The sequence below is a fragment of the Haloplanus aerogenes genome (genome assembly GCF_003856835.1).
Taxonomy (GTDB): domain Archaea; phylum Halobacteriota; class Halobacteria; order Halobacteriales; family Haloferacaceae; genus Haloplanus; species Haloplanus aerogenes.
In genome coordinates this window covers 1,508,437-1,531,689 of record NZ_CP034145.1, presented here as the reverse complement: position 1 = coordinate 1,531,689, position 23,253 = coordinate 1,508,437, and the positions used below count along the sequence as shown (strand labels likewise).

At 62.7% G+C, this 23,253-nt stretch carries 18 protein-coding genes and 1 tRNA gene; 7 read left to right on the top strand and 12 right to left on the bottom strand.

Features of this window, described 5'->3' with window-relative positions; translation table 11 throughout:
• Positions 1 to 18: 18 nt before the first annotated feature.
• Together DU502_RS07770 and DU502_RS07765 are read left to right on the top strand one after the other, a co-directional pair.
• Positions 19 to 1,020, top strand: coding sequence for a class I SAM-dependent methyltransferase (locus tag DU502_RS07770; protein WP_121918822.1), 1,002 nt, complete (start codon positions 19 to 21; stop codon positions 1,018 to 1,020).
• 49 nt (positions 1,021 to 1,069) lie between these two features.
• A tRNA-Thr gene (locus DU502_RS07765) sits at positions 1,070 to 1,142 on the top strand.
• A 430-nt stretch (positions 1,143 to 1,572) separates the two neighbouring features.
• On the opposite strand, the gene DU502_RS07755 is transcribed toward DU502_RS07765, so the two are convergent.
• The 7 genes from DU502_RS07755 to DU502_RS19180 all read right to left on the bottom strand — a co-directional run bounded on the left by DU502_RS07755 (position 1,573) and on the right by DU502_RS19180 (position 6,490).
• Positions 1,573 to 3,030 carry a hypothetical protein gene (locus DU502_RS07755; RefSeq protein ID WP_124897046.1) on the bottom strand — a complete coding sequence of 486 codons (1,458 nt, stop codon included), beginning with the start codon at positions 3,028 to 3,030 and terminating at the stop codon, positions 1,573 to 1,575.
• Complete coding sequence (locus DU502_RS18215) at positions 3,027 to 3,170, bottom strand: hypothetical protein (protein ID WP_158601109.1); 144 nt, start codon at positions 3,168 to 3,170, stop codon at positions 3,027 to 3,029. The genes DU502_RS07755 and DU502_RS18215 overlap by 4 nt, the downstream gene beginning before the upstream one ends.
• Positions 3,167 to 3,385, bottom strand: a complete 219-nt coding sequence (locus tag DU502_RS07750; RefSeq protein WP_121918820.1) for a hypothetical protein — start codon at positions 3,383 to 3,385, stop codon at positions 3,167 to 3,169. The genes DU502_RS18215 and DU502_RS07750 overlap by 4 nt, the downstream gene beginning before the upstream one ends.
• Positions 3,382 to 3,807: a hypothetical protein gene (locus tag DU502_RS07745; protein ID WP_121918819.1), complete on the bottom strand. Its 426-nt coding sequence runs from the start codon at positions 3,805 to 3,807 to the stop codon at positions 3,382 to 3,384. The genes DU502_RS07750 and DU502_RS07745 overlap by 4 nt, the downstream gene beginning before the upstream one ends.
• Positions 3,808 to 4,687: 880 nt before the next feature.
• Entirely contained in the window at positions 4,688 to 5,617 is a 930-nt protein-coding gene (locus tag DU502_RS07740) for an endonuclease/exonuclease/phosphatase family protein (RefSeq protein WP_241966745.1), read from the bottom strand.
• A 228-nt stretch (positions 5,618 to 5,845) separates the two neighbouring features.
• Positions 5,846 to 6,268, bottom strand: coding sequence for a TRAM domain-containing protein (locus DU502_RS07735; protein ID WP_121918817.1), 423 nt, complete (start codon positions 6,266 to 6,268; stop codon positions 5,846 to 5,848).
• 69 nt (positions 6,269 to 6,337) lie between these two features.
• The gene (locus DU502_RS19180; protein WP_449271749.1) at positions 6,338 to 6,490 is read right to left on the bottom strand and encodes a DUF7837 family putative zinc-binding protein; all 153 of its coding nucleotides are present in this window, start codon (positions 6,488 to 6,490) and stop codon (positions 6,338 to 6,340) included.
• 371 nt (positions 6,491 to 6,861) lie between these two features.
• Between DU502_RS19180 and DU502_RS07730 the strand changes: the two genes are divergently transcribed.
• A complete protein-coding gene (locus DU502_RS07730; protein WP_121918815.1) occupies positions 6,862 to 7,044 on the top strand; it encodes a hypothetical protein in 183 nt (60 codons plus the stop codon).
• Between the two features lie 344 nt (positions 7,045 to 7,388).
• Here DU502_RS07730 and DU502_RS07725 read toward each other — a convergent pair whose 3' ends face one another.
• The gene (locus DU502_RS07725; protein WP_124897045.1) at positions 7,389 to 8,411 is read right to left on the bottom strand and encodes a helix-turn-helix transcriptional regulator; all 1,023 of its coding nucleotides are present in this window, start codon (positions 8,409 to 8,411) and stop codon (positions 7,389 to 7,391) included.
• 565 nt (positions 8,412 to 8,976) lie between these two features.
• On the opposite strand from DU502_RS07725, the gene DU502_RS07720 reads away from it, so the two are divergent.
• From DU502_RS07720 to DU502_RS07705, 4 genes are all read left to right on the top strand, one after another.
• A complete protein-coding gene (locus DU502_RS07720) occupies positions 8,977 to 9,492 on the top strand; it encodes a DUF7344 domain-containing protein (protein WP_124897044.1) in 516 nt (171 codons plus the stop codon).
• Positions 9,493 to 9,783: 291 nt separating this feature from the next.
• Entirely contained in the window at positions 9,784 to 16,845 is a 7,062-nt protein-coding gene (locus DU502_RS07715; RefSeq protein WP_121918812.1) for a malectin domain-containing carbohydrate-binding protein, read from the top strand.
• A 305-nt stretch (positions 16,846 to 17,150) separates the two neighbouring features.
• Positions 17,151 to 18,950 (top strand): PKD domain-containing protein, encoded by a 1,800-nt coding sequence (locus tag DU502_RS07710; protein WP_158601107.1) that lies wholly within the window; start codon positions 17,151 to 17,153, stop codon positions 18,948 to 18,950.
• A 63-nt stretch (positions 18,951 to 19,013) separates the two neighbouring features.
• Positions 19,014 to 19,721, top strand: coding sequence for a hypothetical protein (locus DU502_RS07705; RefSeq protein ID WP_121918811.1), 708 nt, complete (start codon positions 19,014 to 19,016; stop codon positions 19,719 to 19,721).
• A 313-nt stretch (positions 19,722 to 20,034) separates the two neighbouring features.
• On the opposite strand, the gene DU502_RS07700 is transcribed toward DU502_RS07705, so the two are convergent.
• The 4 genes from DU502_RS07700 to DU502_RS07685 all read right to left on the bottom strand — a co-directional run bounded on the left by DU502_RS07700 (position 20,035) and on the right by DU502_RS07685 (position 23,237).
• Complete coding sequence (locus DU502_RS07700) at positions 20,035 to 20,229, bottom strand: DUF7557 family protein (RefSeq protein ID WP_121918810.1); 195 nt, start codon at positions 20,227 to 20,229, stop codon at positions 20,035 to 20,037.
• 437 nt (positions 20,230 to 20,666) lie between these two features.
• Complete coding sequence (locus DU502_RS07695) at positions 20,667 to 21,299, bottom strand: hypothetical protein (protein ID WP_121918809.1); 633 nt, start codon at positions 21,297 to 21,299, stop codon at positions 20,667 to 20,669.
• Positions 21,296 to 21,598, bottom strand: coding sequence for a hypothetical protein (locus DU502_RS07690; RefSeq protein WP_121918808.1), 303 nt, complete (start codon positions 21,596 to 21,598; stop codon positions 21,296 to 21,298). The genes DU502_RS07695 and DU502_RS07690 overlap by 4 nt, the downstream gene beginning before the upstream one ends.
• A gap of 727 nt (positions 21,599 to 22,325) precedes the next feature.
• On the bottom strand, positions 22,326 to 23,237 hold the full coding sequence (locus tag DU502_RS07685) for a DMT family transporter (RefSeq protein ID WP_199722640.1): 912 nt from the start codon (positions 23,235 to 23,237) through the stop codon (positions 22,326 to 22,328).
• Between the last annotated feature and the right edge of the window lie 16 nt (positions 23,238 to 23,253).

The window sequence follows — 23,253 nt, the reverse complement described above, 5'->3', positions numbered from 1 at the left end:
GGACAGCGAGTCGCCAGTATGGACCGGCCCTGCGTGCGCGTGTCCCGCGAGGCAGGCGAGCGAACGCGACAGGATCTCGCCGCGGCGGGCCTCCTCGACGACGAGTACGAAATCGTCGTCGCGGACGGGACGCTCTACCTCCCCGTGACCGATCCCGACGCGGCGGGCGAGTCGTACGAGGTGGTCTACCGGGACGTGCCCGCGTACGACCGCCAGCAGACGCCCGCCGACCTACTCGGCTTCGATCCCTCCTACGAACGCCTCGGCGACGTGGCGATCCTCGACGAGGACGACTCCGAGCGAGCGCACGAGATTGCCGAGGCCATCCTCGACTCCGACCTGCCCGTCCGGGCCGTGATCGACCGGGCCTCGAAGGTGAAAGGCGACCTCCGGGTGCGCGACTGGACGGTCGTCGCCACTGCCGACGACGCGGCGGACGATCGTCCCGTTACCGAGACCGTCCACCGCGAGTACGGCTTCGAGTATCTGCTCGACCTCTCGCGGGTGTACTTCTCTCCCCGTCTGGCGACCGAGCGCCACCGCGTCACGGAGCAGGTCGAGGCGGGCGAACAGGCCGTGGACATGTTCGCCGGCGTCGGCCCGTTCGTGATCCCGATGGCCGCACGCGGTGCGACCGTCGTCGGCGTCGACCTCAACCCCGCCGCCGTCGAGTATCTGCGGGAGAACGCCCGGCGAAACGGCGTCGCGGACCGCGTGACGGCCATCGAGGATGACGTGCGCGACGTGGCCGTCGACTACGACGGGTGGGCCGACCGCATCGTGATGAACCTCCCCCACAGCGCCGACGACTTTCTCGACGCCGCCGTCACGCTCGCGAGCGACGACTGTGTCCTCCACTACTACGACATCCAGCACGAGGACGACCCGTTCGGGCCGGGCGAGCGGGCGATTCGGGCCGCTGCAGCGGGGTACGACGTGGACGTGCTGACCCGGCACGTCGTGCGCTCGTACGCCCCCCACGAACTCAACGTCTGCCTCGACGTACGGCTGTCGCGGTAGGGGCGTTTCGGAACCCTTATTTGAACCATGGCAGTACGATTGAGTGCGCGCCGGTGTAGCTCAGCTGGCAGAGCGATTCCTTCGTAAGGAATAGGCCGAGGGTTCAAATCCCTCCACCGGCTTCGACTCATTCCTTTAACATCCCACGCTGTTTGGGATCGTTCATGCCGGATCCGAAGCAGGCTGTCGATACACTCCGTTCGAGACTCCGGGCAGGTGATCGCGGTGGCGGCCCCGAGGACCGGTCGTTGCTGCTTGATTTCAGCGACGAACTGAAGCTCCGGCGTGAGGAGTACGGGCACTATCGCCACGAAAAGCTCCTCAGACACAACGTCCGCATCAGCGAACACGCCGGCCTCGGCGGTCGCATCCGCGATGTTGATCGGGATGCCCAGAATGGCGCCGATCGCGTCCGCGACCGAGGTCAGGAACGCGATGAACGGCAAGAGGAGCGTCTTCGGGACGACGTTCGTCCAGCTGCCCTCGTTGACGCTCGCGATCTGCTGGAGCCGGCTCGTCCACTTGCCGACACCGCTGTCGGAACTGGACATGTTAGACCACGCCCTTGGCGCGGGCGAAGAGGCCGCCGACTGCCGCGACGATACTCGCGTAGAGGCCGTTGATCCAGCTGAAGATGCCGCCACCAGTGCCGCCCGGACCCATGCCGCCACCGCCGCCGGAGCCGAGGTTACTCAGGAAGCTCTGCGCGGCGTTGTACTCGCTCTGCTGGAGTTGGAGGCGGTACTTGACGTAGCTCGTCTGGCCCGGCTGGATCGTGTCGTCGATGGTGACGTTCGCATCCTGCTCGGAGTACGACGACGTGATGTCCGTCCAAGAATCCACGTCCTTCGGGTTCGTGTCGCCGACGCCCTCAGCGTAGGCCACTTCGAGGTAGCGGTCCTCGAGGAACACCTGCTCTTCCTCGGTCACTGCGTTGCTGAACGAGATGTCGTAGGCAGCAGGGAGACCGGACGGGATGTAGACCGTCGCCGTGCCGTAGTAGCCCGGTCGGTCCTCAGTCCGGTTGAACTCGTACTCGACATCCTCGCCGTCGAGCGTGCTCGTCGACTTGACGATGTCCGTCGTGAGGCCGTTGATCGTTGCCTCGCTGAACGTGTCGCCCATCGATGAGAGCGCGTGGATCGAAATCGCACCGGGGGAGTCGACCTCGTGGATGTCCTCTTCTTCGAGGTCGTCATCGTCGTCGGTGTCGGCCTTCTCGACACCGTACGTGTACTTCGACATCTTGTCGAGGTTCAGCATCGAGACCGTGACATCGGCGTCACCATCCATCACGACGACCTCGACGCTCTGGATTTCGGTCATGGTCCCGTCGCCCGAGCCCATCACCGACATCTTGCCCATCTGGCGCTGGAGGACGAAGCCCTCGCCCGTCTGGTTGGCCAGGAGGTTCTGGGACTCCGCAGACGAGGCGTTGACCGTCGCCGCGACGTAGTCGCCGTCAGAGTCCATCGCACGAATCTCGACGGTGGCACCGGCGTCCAGCGTGTTCACGTCCGCCGCGATGGCGAGATGCTTCTTCTGGACATCCGAGGTGATCGAGAAGTTGTCGAAGGTGGCCGTGGTCGTCGTGCCCGCCGTGACCGAGCCGTCCGTGGCGATGTTCAGCTGGCCACGGTCGGCGTCGGTCGCCGAGATCGAAGCGCCAGAGGTCGACCACTCCGAGGCGTCGAGCGCGGAGACGCCCGACTTGTCGTGCGGGAACGCGCCCGCATCCTCGAACTCAACGTCGGTCGCGACGAACGAGTACGGGTTGTCCGCCGACTCGTTGACGCGCGCGTCGAGGGTTACGGTTTCGCCCTGGTCGTTCTCGTAGGTGAGTGGCGACGACCAGGACATGTTGTAGTTCTCGTTCGTGTACTCCGCCGAAGTCTCCGGCATCGGAGCCCCCGCGGAGGACTGTGCCAGGGCGACGCCCGCCGTCCCGGCGACCGCCGAGACGAGGACGAGCATCGCGAGCAGCGCTGCTGTCAGTCTGTTAGTGTTCATGAAAGGGTGAAGCCCGGATTCAGGCCGGGCGAGCCTTGGGTGCGAAGCGATGCACAGCGCGGGAAGTGGGCCGTCCGCCGGAGTTCATCGAGGTACTCGGCAAAGGCCTCGGAGACGGCGATGCCGGTCGAGTGGGTCATTCTGGGACCTCCTCCGGATCGCCGAGCGTCGGACTGTCGGCGAAGCCAACCAAGTCCGCGATCATGACGATCGAAATCGGGAGCATCGCCGGTGCCATCGTCTCGAGCAGCCCCGTCTCCGGGGCGAAGATTTCGATGAGCGTGAACACCAGCGCCCCGAAGCCCATCGCCACCGCGATCGCGACGAGTTTCGCATCCTTCGAGGCAGTCGTCACTCGCCAGCCCCCCGCCACCGCCAGAACGATCCAGACGCGAACCAGCCGAGGGCGACAGATGCCAGCGCCACGAAGAGAGAGACGATGGCCTGGCCGTTGCCCCACGTGTAGCCGGCGACGAGCAACCCCAGGACGGTGAACGCCATGCAGTACGCCGATGCCTCTTCGCCGAGCGCAAGGCCGCCACGCATCTCGATTTCGGACCGCGTCGGGACGGCGCCACCATCCGTTTCGGCCGTGAGATTGTCGGCTGTCCCGGCGTGGTCAGGCTCGTCGAGATCCTGAAAAGAAACGTGCGTCCCTGGGGGTAGTTGAACGTGTTCGGCGTCGACGTCGACGCTGATCGGGCCGGACAGTTCCGGCGCCGCAACCGCGTGAACGTGGCCGTCTCGCTTGACGGCCACCTCGCCGTTCGAGTTCATTTACCACCTCCGAAGATAGGGAGGCGTTCTTTCAGACGACGAGCGGTCGTCTGCAGGAGAGTCTCGTGGGCCCGCTTTCCGGCCTCGCGATGTCCCTCGGAGTCACCATGCCAGCCACGGCCCTTACTCATCGGTGCGTCCTCGCACGTTGTGCCACTCGCGAGTCCACCGCGGACTCGCGTCGGCGTCTGTGTCTTCCGATTTCACTACTGTTTCCTCCCGTAGAGGTAGGGGTACTCGCCCCGACCGCTGGGGCGGTACATCCGCCTACCGTGCGCTCGCTTACATAATCTGTCAGGAAGGCTATACGTGGCCACCCGTGGCTACGCGTGGACATGTCTGCACACGTAGGATTGCTTATGTGGGCGTAGCGGCGACGAGTGGGTATGGCGACCGAGGATCTGGATTCGGACCGTGGTGGTGAGGCGGCGCCCGAACGGCGAGGGTGGAGCGCGGTGATCGATGGCCACTCCTAGGCCGAGATTTACTACCTACTCCAACACGCCCAGATCTACACTATCCAAGATCGGAGTGGGACGCCCACGACGACACTACCGAAAGGGCAATTGGAAGCCGCTGGGCTGGAGCCCGGTGATCCGATCGTCATGCTACCCCGGCAAGACGACTCCGAGACGCTATTCGAGGTAGTGCGGCCGCCCGAAGATGTTGAGTTGTCCCAGCCGCCCGCGGCGTTTCAGCAGTGGCTCGGGGATGGTGGGGTTGAGGCGTTGGGCGCGCAGTCTGATTGATCGTCGACGGCAGTTTGGTCGGCGAAGGACAGATGTTATCCTAGAGCCATTCTCGAAATCCTCGATCGGTGATAGATTTCAGCATTCATGCTGAATACAGGGTGCGAGTCGGTCACCGAAGAGATTCCAGATTACGGACTGAACTCCGCAATGAGAGGGGCATGGTCACTACAACTGAAGCCCTCATGTTCGTACCAACACTCCTGTGGATTGAGGTCGGTTGAAGCTATCATATGGTCAAATCGCTTTCCTTCAACCTCCGCTGGTGCCACCGCTAACGGTTCCTCCGTTTGGGTAGCGTGACTCACGTCCAGAATATCCAAATCGCCGTAACCGTGTTGTTCCCGGAATACATCTACCATCCCCTGGTCCTCTAACCCGCGTAGAATATTCATTTCAGCCTCTACCCACCGTTCGGCGATCTCCCCTTTGTCCTCGTACCGCCAAGGAATGATCGTCCCATCTGCCAACTCTCGATTCGGACTATTGAAATCGCCCGCCAAAATACAGGGCATGCCGCTCCCTTTCCTGATTCGATTGTACGCATTTTCCAGAATCTTGATTTTCTCCTCGCCGTGCATACTGCCCGGCACCGCCCGCACATTCCACAACTCAAGTGTCGTATCCCCGAGTGAAACGTTGGCGTTCAGGATCTTCTCAGGGACGTTTGTATCCCAGTCCTTCAAATCTGAACCCTCCCATGGCCCATATCGGATGCTCGCAGGCATCCGTTCAAGATCGCTTGCAGGACTCGTTTCGTGGACAGCTATCAGATTACCGTTCACGTGGTTGTAATCTTGATGGGGTGGGACAGTGCTTTCACGCAGTTCTGCCGCCCACTCTAACGTATCAACGATCTCTCCATATCCAATTTCTGTTAAGAAGTCTCGCCAACGCTCACGCTGAATTGTCGTCACCTCATTCAACAACACAATATCCGGCAGACCCGCGCTATCCTCAAGATATGTTACTTGATTCTGGATTCGCTCGATACTTCCGTTCGGTGGAACTGCACCTTGGACATTCCACGATAACACCCGCAATGCAGTACCGTGACTCATACCCATATTCTATATCCGTGGATTGTAAACACCACTCACGGAATACAACAAACTTTCCCTAGCCGTCGATTCTATCGTCGAAACTGGCCCTCCTGCCGATCACCAAAGCAATGAGTACATCGATGATTCAATCCTCTGTATTCAGCACGCGGTTCCTACCAGCTGTTGAGGGTTTCAACAGAGCCAAAAAAGCACGCCTTCACCCTTCCAGCAGCGGAATGCGGCGAACTATTCGTAGTAGCTCAATCGTTCGATTACGTCAGCGAAGGCAACGTTCTGTCGCACATCTGTAATCTTAATCTTGACTCGCTCCCCCTGTTCGGTATCCGGGATGATCACGACGAAGCCGCGTTCAACCCGAGTGAGACCGTCGCCCTGGTCGCCAATATCCTCAATCTCGACTGTCCGGGTCTCTCCTTCCTCAACAGGTGGTACCGGCGGCTCGCGCTCTTGCTGTGACTCCGGCTCTGCTTGTTCGGTTGGCTCCGATTCATCTCTCGATGGAGAGGAGACAATTGCCACTCGGTACGTTTTTCCCTGCTGGAGATCGCCCAGTTGCAGTTCTCGTTCCGGGATATCGATGATATACGAGCCGTCCTGTTCCGCAATCGAAGCTGAAAACAGACATTCGAGTTCTTCAGAGATTTCCATTAATTAGCCTCTCGGCAGGATAATAGAGCAGAACACTTGACTCTGCTGTCGCAACGTCGTCCTGAATACTCACCTCGGACTTACGACATCATCGCAAACCGGGCACTCTGCCCAGATTCCAGTCGTCCCATCGTCTTTCTCATATTCAACCAAGATATGTGTGGTAGAAATATCCTCATCACACTCCGGACATCGCCCGTGGTTCGGAGTCTCGTCGGTCATCAGGGGAAGGAAGAGAGCGTGTGACAGGTTCCCTTCCAACTTGCTGTAGCGCTATCGTCTGGTGTAAACTTTGTGTGGAACAGTACCTGTGACGAGTGTCGTCGCCAAACCTAATTCACTCGCACCCCCATTCCCGACGATGAGCATTCGGACAGTACTTACTCGACTACTCAGTGATTCCGGGCCGACCGTTGCAGTCGAATGCCGTCAATGCGGAATGACAGTTACTCCCGAGACGGAAATCTGTCCTGAGTGTGGTGCGACTGACTTCTGCTGGTACGAGATTCCGGAATAAACGGCGTCGTTGAATCCTTGGTAGGTGGTATTTTCTCAAAACCGTGCTGAATATAGGGCACGAGTCGGTTGCGACGATGCACTACGATCTGCAACAGTTCCTCACCCGACTCGAGATCCTCAATCGAATCCTCCGCCACAATCTCCGAAACCAACTCGACGTCATCAACAGCCACGCCGAGACGCTCGACGACACCGAGCATCGCGAGGCAATCCTCGCCGCAACCGGGACGTTGGCTGCCCTGGGTACTCGTGCTTGACACATCGACCACATCTTGTCCAAGGATCCCCAGCCGACGACGGTCGACCTCACCGATCGGATCGAGTCGATACTGAATGATATCGAGGCCGATGGCGAGTGAATCTCCACGAGCGACTTGATGAGATCGTTCCCGACCGGTTTCTCACTGGGCCCGGACTTCGTCAGATCGGTTCTCGCTGCTCCCGTTGTCTACCCCTGACACGGTCTACCTACAGTCCAGTTACGGGATTCATGGGCTCGCACCGGAGGATGGGAGCGAGCAGTGGCGGATCTACCTCGGGAATCGAAACGGAGATTCGCACGTGTTGGAGGATCTCGGTGGGCTCGCCCCTGTCCGCGTCGCTACCAATCTGACGGGAATTTCTCGGGATTGTTCATCATCAACTCGAGTATCGGTCGAATGTCGTCGAAGTTCGGCCCAGTCGAAATGGCTCCCGTTTCGCGGTTCCACTCGATGTAATCCGCCTTGTCCAACGCACAGAGTGACTCGCTACGACACGAGTTGTCCGCCTCGTCGGAAGTTACTCGCCGCATCACGTCGGTTTCGTGTTGGACGTTTCCGGCCATCAATTCAACGAGGATGATACACTGCTCCCGATTCGGAAGGGCTCCGAACGGCTGGCTTGGAGAGTGCCATTCGTGTTCGGTGGCTCGGTCGCGGTATTCGTCGTAGAGTTCTTCCCCCCACGCGAGGGCTTCCTTGGCCCCGCTTTCGATGACACCCACGCCGGTCTGTGATCCCTCGAAAATGAAGTACACCACTTGCCTTTCATCGCGTTCGACGAGTGCGAGGCAGAACGGGGATGAATCGTACATCTCGTAGATGCGGACGGAGGCTATCGAGAGCAACGACAGTTGTTGGTTCGTGAGGTAGGTGTCGAGCTGAGAGGCCACCTCTTCCGCAATGAGAATCTCGAATTCCAGGTCCGGATCAGGGGTTTGGAAGAAGAGGACGGAGAAGACACAGGTAATACGCGGGGCGATCAGACGAACCCGGCCGGGGCGAGTCAACAGCTTCTCGGCGAGCTCTGGGGCCAATCCCTCGTAGAACGAAATGTTCGCCCCTTCCAGCACCTCGGGGTCGATGTCGATCTCGTCCGACAGCTGCTGTAGCGGCTCGCGCAGTTTGACCAAGTGAGACAACTGCTGTCGAATGCGGTTGAATTTCAATACGTATATTTGTCCGAATAGTGTTAGTTCGAACCGCTTTCCCGGACGGTGCATGAGCATCGTCGCCTGAAGTTGATTGACCCATCGGTCGATTGTCGTTCGTGAGACATCACATTCCGCTACGAGTTCAGGTTTCGTTTTCGGTTCGGAGAGCAGAGAGTTCAGAACCCCCTCGTGCGTGAGAGCGAGTTCCATTAACTCCCGAGAGTCAACCATGTGTGTAACCCCCACACATTCCGAGGGTATCAATATTGTCCAATTAAATGACAGCTTGGTAGGAAAACTCGCGAACGATCACCTAGATAGTCACGTGCACAGTGTGATGTAATCACCAATTTCTGTCAAATAGACCACTGTATGCAACACCGCCTCCCGCACTCACTCCGTGTGCACACCGTGTTTCACGCAGCGATTTGCAGACGATGCGGAGATGGGTAGTAGATAGGGTAATCAGGCCTCAGAAATATTGATGATTTGGCATGATTGGTCGACAAGGGGCAATATCGACGAACGACGACACTCGCCAGTGGCAGAGTCTCGTCGTGAATCAGGTGCCATCACGGGGGGTGCTGGGACGACCATTGGGGCGGTCGAGCCTGTTTGGGGAGACAGGGGATCAACCAAGGGAATCCACGGACGCCGGTCACTACAGCGGGTGCCGAATCGGCCGACTCGACGTGTGGCCGAGCGCTGGGCGCAGTCGGACGGCTCGCCGATTCGCAGAGTGGTCGCCGGGATGCGTCCGACCGGGACCCGACCGATGACTCGATCCGAACGGGCGAGTGCCGAGGTGGACTCGCCCCTCTCGGACATCGTCTATCAGGTACTCGGCAACGAGCGACGGCGCTTCGTCCTCGAGCTCTTGACCCAGCAGGAGGAGCCTATCGACATCGGAACGCTGGCGGAGCGGGTCGCCAGTCTGGAGAACGACCAGTCGGTCGGCGAAATCTCCTACGACCAGCGTAAGAGCGTATACACCGGCCTCTACCAGAATCACCTCCCGCTGATGGAACGGGCGGGGCTGATTCGGTCGGAGAACGGATGGGATAGAATCGAAATCACCGACCAGGGATCCGAAATCCAGCAGCGTCTGAACGGGGCGGACGAGCAGTCTCGCACCTCGAATGTCCTGTACGTGGCTTTGTCCGCGTTCGGAATCGGACTGTTTCTCGGCAGCTGGTTCTCCGTGCGGACGTTGGTGCCAGCTGTCGGCTTCGTACAGGGCGTCGGGTTCGGTCTCAGCCTCCTCGCCGTAGGCTACGTGTTGACGAAGTAGGCCGTGGTTCGTCCCGTGTTGGAGCCAGCCGCCAGCGACCAGAACGGCACTAAGTGGCTGTTAATCGGGTGACGTAGAGCCGAGAGACGAACTGATGGGAAAACTGCCGATACGCGAACGATACTGCCCGGTTCGTCCTCGTACTGGTTCGATACCGGGCGAGCGGAACCGGATATCGAACCGATACTGGCCGGTATCGAAACGATTCCGATTCACACCGAATCGATACCACATATCACTGAGCTAATAACTACGTCCGGAGGGTGTGTGGTCCTTTCCCATAGTAGGTGAATGCACTTGCCGGACAATCGAAATCGACTGACAGCGGTACTTATTTCGGTGTTTATGGTGACATCAGTGTTCGCGGGCACGGTCGCCATCGGCACCAATGTCGCGAGTGCCGCCGAGACACCATTGTATCGCGCGAACGCGGGCGGGAGTTTCACTGTGGACGGTGCTCAGTGGGACACGCTCCAGAACTACCAAGTCGCCGGAGAGGACCAGACGTCCTCCCACGGCCAACCGAGTACGATACACAGCTCGGTCCCAGCCGGGACACCCAGTCAAATCTGGGAGACAGAGCGATGGGATCCGAGCGGCGGCGAGGAGATGCAGTACGAGTTCGACGTGCCTGACGGGCAGCAAGTCGAGGTGCGGCTGTACTTCTACGACGGATACAGTGGCACCGACAGCGTCGGTGATAGGGTCTTCGACGTCAGCATCGAAGGCCAGACCGTCCTCGACGACTTCGACATCGTCGAGACCTACGGCGACGACACGGCCGCGATGGAGTCGTTCACCGTCACGAGCGACGGAACGATCGACATCGACTTCGGTCACGTGACCGAGAATCCGCAGATCAACGCCATCGAAATCGTCTCGACGTCAGCCGAACCCGACACTCTCGGTGCCCCGTCGAGCGCGGACTTTGGCACCGTCGTCACCGGCAACACCGCCACCGAGACGGTGACGCTGACGAACCTCGGGAACGCGAGCAACACCTCGCACCCGGACATCACCGTCAGTGATGTCGCCATCACGGGAACGGATTCAGGACAGTTCTCGCACAACTTCTCCGGGAGCACGACGATCGCACCCGGTGAGTCGAGCGATCTGCAGGTGACGTACTCGCCGACCGAGGCGCAGGCACACGCGGCCACGCTCGAAGTTACACACAGCGGCGCCAACTCGCCGCTCACGATCGACCTGACCGGCGAGGGTACGAGCGACACCCCGGTCGGCTTCGGGTCGAGCGACCTGCAGAACTTCGGACAGGGCTCGCTCACGGCACTGGAGTTCGGCCCCGACGGCCGGCTCTACGTCGCCCAGCAGGACGGCGACATCTACGTGCTGAACATCACCCGGAACGGCGAAAACTCCTACAGCGTCACCAACCAGGTGCAGATCGGCGCGATCAAGGATATCCCGAACCACGACGACAACGGGAACTACGTCGCTGGCGAAACCAGCCGGCAAGTGACCGGGCTGACGGTCGGCGGGACCGCCACCCAACCCGTGGTGTACGTCTCCTCCAGTGACCCGACCATCGACGTCGGGACGGACGACGACGACACCGACACGAACTCGGGGGCTATCTCCCGGTTGACGTTCGACTGGAACAGCGACGGGTCGCTGGCGAGTGTCGACCACACGGTGATGGTGCTGGGCCTCCCGCGCTCCGAGGAGAACCACGCCACGAACGGCCTCGACCTGAGTGACGACGAGAACACGTTGTACGTCGCGCAAGGAGGCCACACCAACAAGGGCGCCCCCGGCGATAACTTCGGCCACACCCCGGAGTACGCGCTCTCGGGCGCGACGCTCTCGATAGACCTCGCACAGATCGACAACAACTACCAGGAGAAGAACCTCCAGAGTTACAACAGCAACTACCCGAGCGTCGACTTCCTGTACGCCATCCCGACGATCCAGAACGACGACGCCACGGACGGCGACGACCTGCCGTTCGGCGGGAACGACGGCATCAACCAGGCCAAGTGGATTGCCGACGGCCCGGTGCAGGTGTACTCGTCGGGCTACCGGAACCCCTACGACCTCATCCTCTCCGAGGACGACCAGCTCTACGTCATCGACAACGGCCCCAACGGCGGCTGGGGCGGCCAGCCAGTCAACGAGGGGCCCTCGGGCGTGTGTACCAACGCACCCAACGAGGACGGGAGCTACGGCACCGGCGATCAACTCCACATCGCGACGCAGGGAAGCTACGGCGGACACGGCGCGCCCATCCGGGCCAACCCGACCGGCGCGGACATCTACGACGAGAACGGGAACGTCATCTTCGACATCAACTCGTCGAACAGCCCCGTGCCCGCGTCGCTGGTGAATCCGATCGAGTGTGACTACCAGGACCCCACCGAGGACAACTCCATCGGCGACACCTTCGGGTGGACCGGTGGCATCGACGAGTACACCGCCTCCAACTTCGGCGGCGCGATGCAGGGTGACCTGCTGGTCGTCGAGGGCGGCAGCAACGTCGAGCGGGTCGAACTCAACGCCACCGGCACGGGCGTGACGAACCAGGAGAACAACTTCTTCACGCCCGGGAGCGCGCTCGGCATCGCCGCACAGGGTGACGAGGGGCCCTTCCCGGGGACCGTCTGGACCGCTCGCGGCGACATCACGGTGTTCGAGCCGAACGACTACGACGGCGGCACCGGCGAGACGTGTTCCGGCGCCGACGACCCGTCGCTGGACGAGGACGGTGACGGCTACGACAACGCCGACGAGATAGACGCGGGCACCGACCCGTGTTCTGCCGCGTCGACGCCGGCCGACTTCGACGGTGACGGCACCTCGAACGTCAACGATCCGGACGACGACAACGACGGTCAGCCCGACACGTCCGACCCGTTCGCCGTCGACCCGGACGACGGGACGACGACGACGCTCCCGGTTCAGGGAGAGTTCTCCGAGACGAACCTGTTCGGCTCGAATAGTCAGGTCTGGACGGGACTGATGACGAACGGGTCGGACTACCAGGACCTCTACGACCCCGGCCAGATGACGGTCGGGGGCGCGGCGCAGGTTCTGACGGTCGAGAACGTGCCGACGGGTGACGCGGTGAACAACGACCAGCAGTACGCGTTCCAGTTCGGCGTCGACGCCCCGGACGAGCCGTTCACGGTCTCCACGACGGTCAACGGCTACCCCGAGAACCCTTCGAACTACCAGGGAATGGGGATCTACATCGGTAACGGCGACCAGGACAACTACGCGAAGCTCATCGTCTCCGCGAACGGCGGCACCGGCGGAACCCAGTTCGCCAAGGAGACCGGCGGGAGCTTCCAGAATATCGCGCAACCCGACGATTCGAACGTCACGGGCCCGGCCACGAACACGGACCTCCAGCTAACGGTCGACCCGACCACTGACCCGGCACCGAACAACGGACAGGACGAGGTTGCGGTCACCGCCGCGTACGCCACCGACGGAGGACAGTTGAGCGAGGTCGGCACCGGAGCCGTTCCGGCGTCCTGGCTGAACTCGTCCGACGGCACCGGCCTCGCCATCGGCGTCATCTCGACGTCCTACCAGTCGGGGTCGACCTTCGACGCGACGTGGACGAACCTGAACGTCGAGTACGTCACGTCGCCGGACAACCAGCCACCGGTTGCCGACGCGGGCGCGGACCAGACGGTCGACGAGGGAACGACGGTCACGCTCGACGCCAGCGGGTCCACCGATCCGGACGGCGACGATGCCAACCTCGGATACACCTGGACACAGACGGCCGGCACCCCCTCGGATCTCCTCGATACCTTCGACGCCGAGCAGGTGTCGTTCACCGCACCGGACGTGAACGGTAACACGACATACACGTTCGAGGTCGACGTCTCCGACGGGCAGAACACGTCCACCGACACGGTCAACGTGACTGTGCAGGACACCGACGCCGGCGACGGTAACGTGACGATCAACGAGGCCGTTGCGCAGGCGGACGAGACCGGCAACGACTCGCAGATCGAATTCGCCGAAGTGCAGACGGCCATCAACTGGTGGCAGACCGGCACCGAGGTGCCCAACACGGGCGGGCAGACCATCGACTTCCAGAAGATCCAGCAGATCGTCAACCTCTGGCAGACCGGCGCGACCATTGGCGACGGCGATACCGGCGCAACCGGGTCGGCGCTCGTCGAGATCACGCCCGACTCGGGGCTCGAAGCGACGACCTACGGACAGGGCTCCTATCAGGTGACGAACACCGACGAGAAGAACATCACTGCGGTGTCGTTCGACCTGAGTAGCGCGTCCTACCCGGACATGGTGTTCGACCCCGCGGGGACAGCGGGCGACCCGACCGGTGAGGGCCTCAACATCGTCAGCGACGGCGGTACGAACATCCTCACTCAACCGGGGACGGGAGACGCGTTCTCGCAGCCGCACAACGGCGTGAACGACTCGGACGGCTACGACGTGATGACTGTCGAGTTCGGCGACTTCAACACCGGCGAGACGGCCACCTTCTGGGCGGATAACGACCCGACGAGCATCAAGGGTGCGACGGTCGGCTCGCAGGAGGCCGGCCCCGTCTCGGGGCTCGAACTCGCCGGCTCGACGGTGACGGTTACCTACGAGGACGGCACAACGCAGACGACGCAGTTGATGGGTGACGGCAGTGCTGGCGGCTCCACCGCCAACGTCACCGCGGACGAGGCGTCCGCGCCGACCATCGGAGCTCAGGGCGTCACGCTCGATTCGGGCGTCCTCGACGCCCGTCATAGCGCGGCGACCGTCACGTCGGCCAGCCAGACCATTACGGTCACCGGCCAGCCCGGCGAGACGGTTACGCTCGTCCGCGCGGAGGGCGAACTGACGCTCACGAACGTCCCGGACGCCGACGGTGACGGCGAACCGGGATACGATATCGAGGCCTACGAGGCCAACGACGCCGAGGACGTCGAGTACTACACGGCGACGCTCGACGCCAACGGCGAGGCGACCATCCCGGTCACGCTGACGAACACCACGTCGGACGGAGACAACAACGCCGGCCTCAACTACTTCACGGCGGTTCAGGGCGAGCCGAACGCGGACGCGGGGCTCACCTCGAACGTGGTCGTTCTGGAACTCGAAGCGGGCGGCGGCGGCGACAACACGGCGCCCACGGTCGAGAGCATCACTGACCAGGGGGTCTCCGAGGGCGGCTCGACGACGGTCGAGGTGAACGCGTCCGACGGTGACGGCGACGCGCTGAGCCTCTCGGTTAGCGGCCCGAGCTTCGTCTCGATCACGGACGGCGGTGACGGCAGCGGCACCGTCAGCCTCGCGCCCGGATCCGGCACTATCGGCACGCACACGGTGACGGTCACGGCCAGCGACGGCACGGCGACGGCCACCGAAGAGTTCGCGGTGTACGTCGACGAACCCGACCAGAACGGCACGGTCGTGTTCGCGACCAACGCCGGTGGATCGCAGTACACCGCCGGTGACGGCACCACCTACCAGGCCGACACGAACTTCGACACCGGAAGCACCTACAGCTTCAGCGGTGAGGTCGCCGGCACGGACGACGACACGCTGTACCAGACCGAACGCTACGGCGGTTCGTTCAGCTACGACATCCCGGTTGACAACGGCACCTACGAGGTCACCCTGCAGTTCGCCGAAATCTACCAGGGTGTCGCATCGGCGGACTCGCCGGACTCCTCCGGTCCGTCCGACGGCACCAACGAGAACGACCGGCTGTTCGACGCGTCGATCGAGGGCCAGACGGTCGTCACGTCGTACGACATCTTCTCCGAGGTCGGTCCGGCCACCGCGACGGAGAAGACTTACACGGTCGAGGTGACCGACGGCACGCTGAACGTCGACTTCAGCGTCGTCAACGACAACGCCAAGATCAGCGCCATCAAGGTCGAACAACTCGACGGCAACGGTGGCGGCGGTAGCGGCGCCAAATCCGCCGAGATCGCCGTTACCGAGAACGGCGGACTCGGCGCGAGTACCTTCGGCAGCGGCTCCTTCGAGGTGACGAACACCGGCGACCAACAGCTCTCGTCGGTGACGATCGACCTGAGCGAGAGCCTGATCCCGGACGCGGTGTTCGATCCCGAGGGAACAGCGGGTGACACCACGGCGAAGGGGCTCGTGATCGACAGCGAGTCAGGCGACGGCGCGGGCGTCGTCAGCACGGCCGACGGCGACGTGTTCAGCCAGCCCCACAACGGCGTGAACGACTCCGATGGCTACGACGCGATGGCCGTCGAGTTCGACGACTTCGAATCCGGCGAGACGGTCACGTTCTCGGTCGACATCGACCCGACGGCGATCAAGGGCGCGTCCACGACAGGCGATGCGGGGTCGGTCTCCGGTCTCGAACTCTCCGGCAGTGCCGTCACGTTCGGCTACGCCGACGGCTCGACCCAGGCGACGGACCTGTTCGGCGACGGGAGCGCCGGCGGCGCACAGGCGACCGGGGACACGACTATCTCCGCCGCGCCGACGCTCGGCGTCGACGGCGTGGGCCTCCAGTCGACGGACTTCCCCGCCCATGAGGCGGCGACCGTCGGGTCGGCGTCACAGACGCTGACCCTCAGCGGGCCGGCGGACGCGACAGTCCAGCTCATCCACGTCGAGGCCAGCGAACCCCCGTCCGTCGGCTACGACCTCGACGACTTCGAGGCGGACACTGCCGAGGCGGTGAGCTACCAGAGCGTCACGCTCGACTCGAACGGCCAGGCAACCACGTCGGTGACGCTCTCCGAGTCGAACCTGAACTACTTCGTCGCCGCCGCCGAGGACGGCGATGGGAACACTGGGGAAACCTCGAACACGGTCGTCCTCGACTACAATTCGAGCGCGACGACGGAGGCGCAGGTGCTGCACCGCGTGAACGCGGGCGAGAGTACGGCGCTCTCTGCCATCGACGACGGTCCCGACTGGACCGGCGTGACGGATACGAGTTCGCCGTACCTTGTCTCGGTCGCGCCGTCGTCCTCGGGTAACTACTGCGACGGCTCCATCACGTCGACGACTGCCGACGTTCCCTCGTCGACGCCCGACGCGGTCTACGACTGCGAGCGCTACGGGAACTCTACCTGGGAATTCTCGGTGACCAGCGGTCAGGAGGTCAAGGTGCGACTCTACCTCGGGAACCAGTTCTCTGGGACCAGCGACCCCGGCGACCGGCAGTTCAACGTCTCCATCGAGGGGACGCAGGTGCTGACCAACTACGACCCGGTCGCCGACGTCGGCCATCAGACGGGAACGATGAAGAACTTCACCGTTACCGACGACGGGGACGGGAACATCACGGTGACCTTCGACCAGGGAACGGTCGAGAATCCGCAGGTCAACGCCATCGAAATCGTCGAATCGGAGGGGAGTAGCTGAGCATCGGCCACAGCACAGCGCCATGACCACCTCAGTCCCCACCGTCGCCGGTTCGCGGGCGATTCAGTCGGTCGCCCACGTCGCCAGTAGTGGCGCAGTCGGGGGACGCGGAACGGCCGATGACGGCCCGGATACGGTTCCGTTCGATACACTTCGGCTTCGTCCGGTGACGCCCGGTCGTCCCGGTGACGAGCCAGTCGTTTCGGTGGGAGCGGGGGCGAGTGACCGACCCGAGGACCGTTCCGACGTGGACTGCACAGCCAGACGACCAACGACACGAAACACGACACCAACAGAGACCATCGATGACAACGACTCAGACTAGAATCAGACAAACGGTTGTGACGCTCGTCGCGCTGACGGTCGTCCTCTCGGCGTTCGGCTACGCGCCGGTGGGGACGGCCGCGGCACAGAGCGTCTCGGTATCGAATTCGCCGTCGACGACGACGGCAGCACCCGGTGACACGGTGACGATTACGACGACCATCTCCGGGTCCGACATCAACGGACAGGGGATGCAGGCCTTCCTCCCGACGGGCTGGCAAGGCTCGATCACCGACGCGGACGGGGGCGCACCGAACCCGACCTCCGGAACCGCGAACGTGCTCGAAGTCATCTGGCTCACCAACGGCACGTACGAGGTGACCTACGACGTGGAGGTGCCAAGCGACGCGACTGCCGGCGACTACACGGTCACCACCGAGGGCTCCGGTATCGATCCGAACACGAGCGGCCAGATAACCGACACCACGACCACGACGATAACCGTCCAGACGGCGCCCGACAACGCGGCGCCGAGCGCGTCGTTCACCTACTCGCCGTCCGATCCGACGACCGGCGAGTCGGTGAGCTTCGACGCTTCGGCGTCGAGCGACCCCGACGGTTCGATCGCGAGCTACGAGTGGGACTTCGGCGACGGGTCGAACGCGACCGGCGCCACGCCCTCGCACACCTACGACAGCGCGGGCACCTACACGGTCGAACTCACCGTCACCGACAACGACAGCGAGACGGCGACGGCCACACAGACCGTCACCGTCTCCGAGGCGGAACCCTCGCCCGACATGGAGACGTCGGTGAGCATACAGCCGGCGAGTAGCCAGACGTTCGTCGGCGGCACGACCACGTTCGACCTCGTGGTCGACGACGCGAACGGCGGCGTCGGCGCGTACTCCGCGACGGTCTCGCTGGACGACGCGAGTATCGCCCAGATCAGCGACGTCGACCTGAAGGGAAGTCCGGCCGGACAGACGACGAACGTGGCCATCGCTCCGGACGGCTCGTCGGTCACCATCGACGCCGCGTTGATGAACACCGCCGACACCGGGAGCGTGGCCATCGCGACGATTACGGTGCAGGGCGGAGCCGCCGGCTCGACCGGTCTCACGCCGTCGGTTTCGGCGCTCGGCAACGAACAGGGCACCAGCTACACGGTGGCCGGCACCAGCGGGGCGTCGCTCGACGTCACCGCGAAGTCGACGTCGGTGAGCATCCAGCCGAGCAGTAGCGAGATCACCGTCGACCAGACGACCACGTTCGACCTCGTGGTCGACGACGCGAACGGTGGCGTCGGCGCGTACACGGCGACGGTCTCGCTGGACGACGCGAGCGTCGCGGAGATCACCGACGTCGAGTTGCAGGGCAACCCGGCGGAACAGACCTCCCAGGTTACTATCGCTCCGGACGGCTCGTCGGTCACCATCGACGCCGCGTTGATGAACACCGCCGACACCGGAAGCGTGACCGTCGCGACGATCACTGTCGAGGGAGTGGACGACGGATCGGCCGACCTCTCTACCTCGGTCGCCGCGCTCGGTGACGAGGACGGCAACAACTACGCCGTCACCGGCACCACCGGCGCGTCGCTCACCGTCACGGAAGTCGTCGTCGGGAACTTCGTGAACCCGGTGAGCGACCCCGATAGCGACTCCCAGTACGAGGACATCAACGGTGACGGGAACTTCAACATCGTCGACGTGCAGGCGATGTTCGCCAACCTGAACGACGACGCGATCCAGAACAACCCGGACAAGTTCGACTTCAACAACGACGGCAGCGTCAACATCGTCGACGTCCAGGCGCTCTTCTTCGAGCTGATCAACTAGGTCGGCTCCGCTCTTTCTCTCTCGTTCGCGCTCGAACCCCCGAACGAACCCACCACACGATACATGAACGGACACACAGTTCGCGACCTGCTGACGGTACACGGGCGGCGACTCGCGGCCGTCGTCCTGGTGACGCTCGTCGTCGCTGTCGCGACGGTCGGTGCGGCAGGAGCCACGACAGTGCGGTTGTCGTCGGCCGACGACGTCAGCGTCTCCGAAACCACGACGGTCGACGTCGTCGTCAACGACGCCGACAGCGGCGTCGGTGCGTACAATGTCACAGTCGCGCTCACGAACCCGAGTATAGCAAGCATCACCGATGTCGAACTGCTGGGCAATCCGTCGGACAGAACCAGTCGAGTGGAACGTGCGGCGGACGGCTCGTCGGTGACGATGGTCGCGGCGCTGATGGATACCGCGGACACCGGAACCGTGACCATCGCCAGGGTAACGCTCAGGGCCGACGGAACGGGGTCGACCGGTCTCGACCTGACGGTGGCGGCGCTCGGCGACGAGCGAGGCGACAGTTACACCGTCGGGACCGAAACCACGAGCCTGACCGTCCTCGGAGACGGTAACGGAGAGAGCGGGAGCATCGGCACCGACCAATCCGACGAAGCCGCCTCGATGGACTCGTCTTCGGATGGGCCGGCGGTCGAAAACCAGGTACGGAACACGAGATTGGACGAACTCACGCAGGACCCCCGTTACCTCGTCGGAATCATCGCACTGGCGTTGATCGCACTGCTCCTGCTTCGACGTCTCACCTAAGCACTCTCCTCTTTCGACGGGGGTGGGATAGAATCAATCTCATAGCGCTAAGTTCGGACTGCTCGGATCACTTCCTCGTTCGTAAAATTGGACTGGTTGCAAGTAGCCATGCGATCTGCCACGCACAGACACCAGACTCTGAGGGACTCCTACGGACCGAATTTTCGGACAGAGAGTAATTTTCTGAGGCCTTCTGTCTCGAAGTCAGCGTCGGAGGCATTTTCACGTGCACCGATGAGATCCATCTCACCGGCCGAGAACTTCGTAAATACAGATGCTGGACGTAACTAAGGCCGATCGTTTATCGACGAACTCAACGATTTCCACGAGACCGCTTGATTGCCTCGTGCGCCTTTTCGGCTTTGTCGGTACCGTTCCAGACGCCGGCCTTCATCCCAGATCCCTCGTTCGCTAGTCGGTCGAGAAACTCGTCCCAACTCTCATCTTCACGCTTCAGCCTCGCCAATTTCTCTTTTGTCTCATCAGAGACATGAATTGACGTGCTCATATGCATACATTGTGTCTGTGACCGGAAGTAGTTTGAGAGAACCATCAGCCGAGATCGTCGATGGAATCGAGTCGGACGCGACGAGACCAGTTACGTCGGCACGGCGATCAGCTGCACGAGCCACGTAGTCGGTGGTCTCCTCAAGGAGACCGCAGATGTCGTCGACCCTACTCAAACTCTCTTACACTGTTGTAAGCACTTTCAGCCGGCGCGCCGTCAGTCACGTTCCCTCCTTCTGGCAAACAAGCGGCGCGGCGCCAACACTAACGAAAAGAGAGAGTGTAAGCGTTGATGCGCCTTGCGCATCAACAACCGTTTCTCTAATTATTTCCGGGAATACGTCGGAGGTGGCGGTTTGCCGTCCCTCCCGGCGAAACCGCGAATTCTCTTACACGGTTTCGGGGTACATCGCTTACAACAGTGTAAGAGGGTTTGCGTCATTCTGTGCGCCTCCAGAGGACACGGCGCGTCTCTTTGTTGTCCGCGGTGCGGCGCTCGCGGTACTCGTAGCGGCCGCCGGCGATCTGGACGCGGCTGGTCTCTGCGTCGACGTGTTCCTCGCCGCCGCTGAGCTTCGCGAGCCGTTGCAGCCCGCGGTAGATCTCCGTGGACTGCAGGTCGCGATCCATGTGTTGTTTCAGCCGGTGCTTGAGCCGCGACGGGTTGTACTTCGCGTTCGCCTTCGTCTTCGTGTCGACGCCGACCTTGCGGTTGTTTGCGTCCCCGAGCTTCCACGCGATGTCGCGCCAGTTGTCGTGTAGCGTTACCGCGATGTGCTCAGCCGTCGAGAGTACGTCCTCGCGTTCTGCTTCGCTCATCCGCGCGTAGCGGTCGATGACGGGCACGTCCTCCTCGGCCGTGTCGCGCTCGACACCGTCCTCGAGGCGTTCAAGGCGGTCGGTCACTTCGTGTTGGAACTGGCGGAACTCGGCGCGATGGCGGGCGAATGTATCCCGTAGCTCCCGAGCGATCTCCTCGAACTCCGTGGCGTCATCGGCGTCGTCGATCTGGCCGTCGATGTGGTCCAAGAGCTGCCGGTCGTCCTCGGTGAGCACGTTGTCGGCGCTCATGCACTCTCCCCCGTGACGAACAGGTCGGCCCCACCGACACTCGAGACTGGCTTCAGCTGGCCCTTCTCGACTGCGCGCCCGAGATACTCGCGTGCGGGCTCGTCAGTCTCGGGCGGGCACTGGTCGCTCACTTGGACACACAGCGACGCCTGCGTCGGCGAGAGCGGCTCGCCTGGCGCAGCCTTCGCGATGGCCCATACGTCGTGCCAGTTGACCTCGGTTACGTCAGCGGCGCGGTCCGCGCGTTCAGCGGCACCGGTCTGGATAGTCGACTCGTCGGCGGACTCGGCGTCGCTCATCGGTCACCTCCTTGCCCGCGGCCGGGCGCACTGCCTTTCCCGGCGAGGTCGTGGCCGCACTCGCTACAGCGGTAGCACTCGTCGCTCTTTGAGCCGCACGAATCGCACCACGTCACGCACCGACACCTCCCTTTATCCCTGGGCTGGATGAGAAATTCTTGGTAGCCCTCCACCGGCTTTCTGCTGCGAACAACGTGAGCAGCGGAAGCTACGGCGGGATTTGAACCGCCGTTCTGCTGTGAACTCCCACGAGTAGCGAACGCCATGTTTGAACCGGCTCTCGCCGTCGAAAGAGCCACCACTGGGAAAGACAGGCCGAAGTGATGCCGCGAAAGGGGAGATGAGCCCCCCTGACTCGCCGACTCCCGCGGCAGAGACCTGTTGTCGGCGGGGATCCCGAAAAGCGGGGCGCGCTTCCGGAGTGACGGGGCCCGGTGTCTAGCACGTGTATATCATTAAAAACAATGTTGAATGTAGCAGATTTCGCGGCGTCGACGTACGACACCCCGACGTGGCCGTTCCACGCGAGGGGTCGTAGGGTGGCATGTCGCACGCTGCTCGGATACGAGAAAACGAAACGGCTCTGCGTGCCGGCATCGATGGAGACGAATCGGTCTCGATACCACTCCGAGCGACCCATAATATGTCATCGAACAAATTAAATCCTTCTATCAATTTTGTGCCGGAAAATAGTCCAGATCCGGCCGTCTCCGTCGCGCTCGATTCGTCACCCCGTGAATCGCGCCAGTTCGGTGGCGACGATGCGGCGTTCGAGGAGCGCGACACCGGCGACGACGACACAGAAGCCCGCGGCGGTAGCGAGCGTCACCGGTTCGTCGAGAAGGAGCCACCCCGTGAGCGCGGCGACGATGGGGACGACGTAGGCGACGAGGTTCGTGCGGACGGGACCGATCCGACGGATGAGCGTGAAGTAGATGGGGTAGGCGGCCGCGGTGGAGGGGATGGCGACGGCGAGGACCGCAAGTGCGACCGTGGGGGTGACCGCCGTCCCGGCCGCGCTCTCGCCGATGGCGAGGCTCCAAGTGTGGAGGAGGAGGGCGCCGAGCGCCATCGCCCACGCGGTCAGCGGGATGCTTTCGATGGTGGCGTCGATTCGCCGCATGAGGACACTCCCGACGGCGATGACCGCCGCCGCGGCGAGGACGTACAACTGCCCGATGGTCGACCCGGACGTGATCGTCTCGGGTGACGGCTGGACGATGATGACGACGCCGACGAGACCGAGGAGGATGCCCACGATACCCCGCACGTCGAGGCGCTGACCGAGCAACAGGAAGGCGAAGGCCGGCGAGAGGATGGGGTTGAGCCCGTACATCACGGACGCGGCGGCGGGCGTGATCGTCCGCTGGCCGAGAAAGAGGAGGCCGTTGTTGGCGGCGACGATGGTCACGGCGCCGACGACGAGGCCGGCCACGTCGGCACGGTGCCGCGGAATCCAGTCGTCGTGGCGCCACGCCGCGTAGACGAGGAGGATGGGCGCCGCCACGTCGAACCGGAGGGCTGCGAAGAAGACCGGCGGCAGGGCGTCGAGTCCGGCCTTGATCGCCACGAACGAACTGCCGAAAAGGACCCCGAGGAGGACGAACAGCCCGGCATTGCGGTACCGATGGAGGGACACACCTGCCCGTTTTCCG

Bases quoted from the DNA above. Each gene is read 5' to 3' on its own strand.
- DU502_RS07705 (WP_121918811.1), top strand. From the start codon at position 19,014: ATGAACGGACACACAGTTCGCGACCTGCTGACGGTACACGGGCGGCGA.
- DU502_RS07695 (WP_121918809.1), bottom strand. From the start codon at position 21,299: ATGAGCGCCGACAACGTGCTCACCGAGGACGACCGGCAGCTCTTGGAC.
- DU502_RS07715 (WP_121918812.1), top strand. From the start codon at position 9,784: ATGCACTTGCCGGACAATCGAAATCGACTGACAGCGGTACTTATTTCG.
- DU502_RS07720 (WP_124897044.1), top strand. From the start codon at position 8,977: ATGACTCGATCCGAACGGGCGAGTGCCGAGGTGGACTCGCCCCTCTCG.
- DU502_RS07745 (WP_121918819.1), bottom strand. From the start codon at position 3,807: ATGAACTCGAACGGCGAGGTGGCCGTCAAGCGAGACGGCCACGTTCAC.
- DU502_RS07740 (WP_241966745.1), bottom strand. From the start codon at position 5,617: ATGAGTCACGGTACTGCATTGCGGGTGTTATCGTGGAATGTCCAAGGT.
- DU502_RS07730 (WP_121918815.1), top strand. From the start codon at position 6,862: ATGCACTACGATCTGCAACAGTTCCTCACCCGACTCGAGATCCTCAAT.
- DU502_RS07710 (WP_158601107.1), top strand. From the start codon at position 17,151: ATGACAACGACTCAGACTAGAATCAGACAAACGGTTGTGACGCTCGTC.
- DU502_RS18215 (WP_158601109.1), bottom strand. From the start codon at position 3,170: ATGACCCACTCGACCGGCATCGCCGTCTCCGAGGCCTTTGCCGAGTAC.
- DU502_RS19180 (WP_449271749.1), bottom strand. From the start codon at position 6,490: ATGACCGACGAGACTCCGAACCACGGGCGATGTCCGGAGTGTGATGAG.
- DU502_RS07770 (WP_121918822.1), top strand. From the start codon at position 19: ATGGACCGGCCCTGCGTGCGCGTGTCCCGCGAGGCAGGCGAGCGAACG.
- DU502_RS07735 (WP_121918817.1), bottom strand. From the start codon at position 6,268: ATGGAAATCTCTGAAGAACTCGAATGTCTGTTTTCAGCTTCGATTGCG.
- DU502_RS07725 (WP_124897045.1), bottom strand. From the start codon at position 8,411: ATGGAACTCGCTCTCACGCACGAGGGGGTTCTGAACTCTCTGCTCTCC.
- DU502_RS07755 (WP_124897046.1), bottom strand. From the start codon at position 3,030: ATGAACACTAACAGACTGACAGCAGCGCTGCTCGCGATGCTCGTCCTC.
- DU502_RS07700 (WP_121918810.1), bottom strand. From the start codon at position 20,229: ATGAGCACGTCAATTCATGTCTCTGATGAGACAAAAGAGAAATTGGCG.
- DU502_RS07690 (WP_121918808.1), bottom strand. From the start codon at position 21,598: ATGAGCGACGCCGAGTCCGCCGACGAGTCGACTATCCAGACCGGTGCC.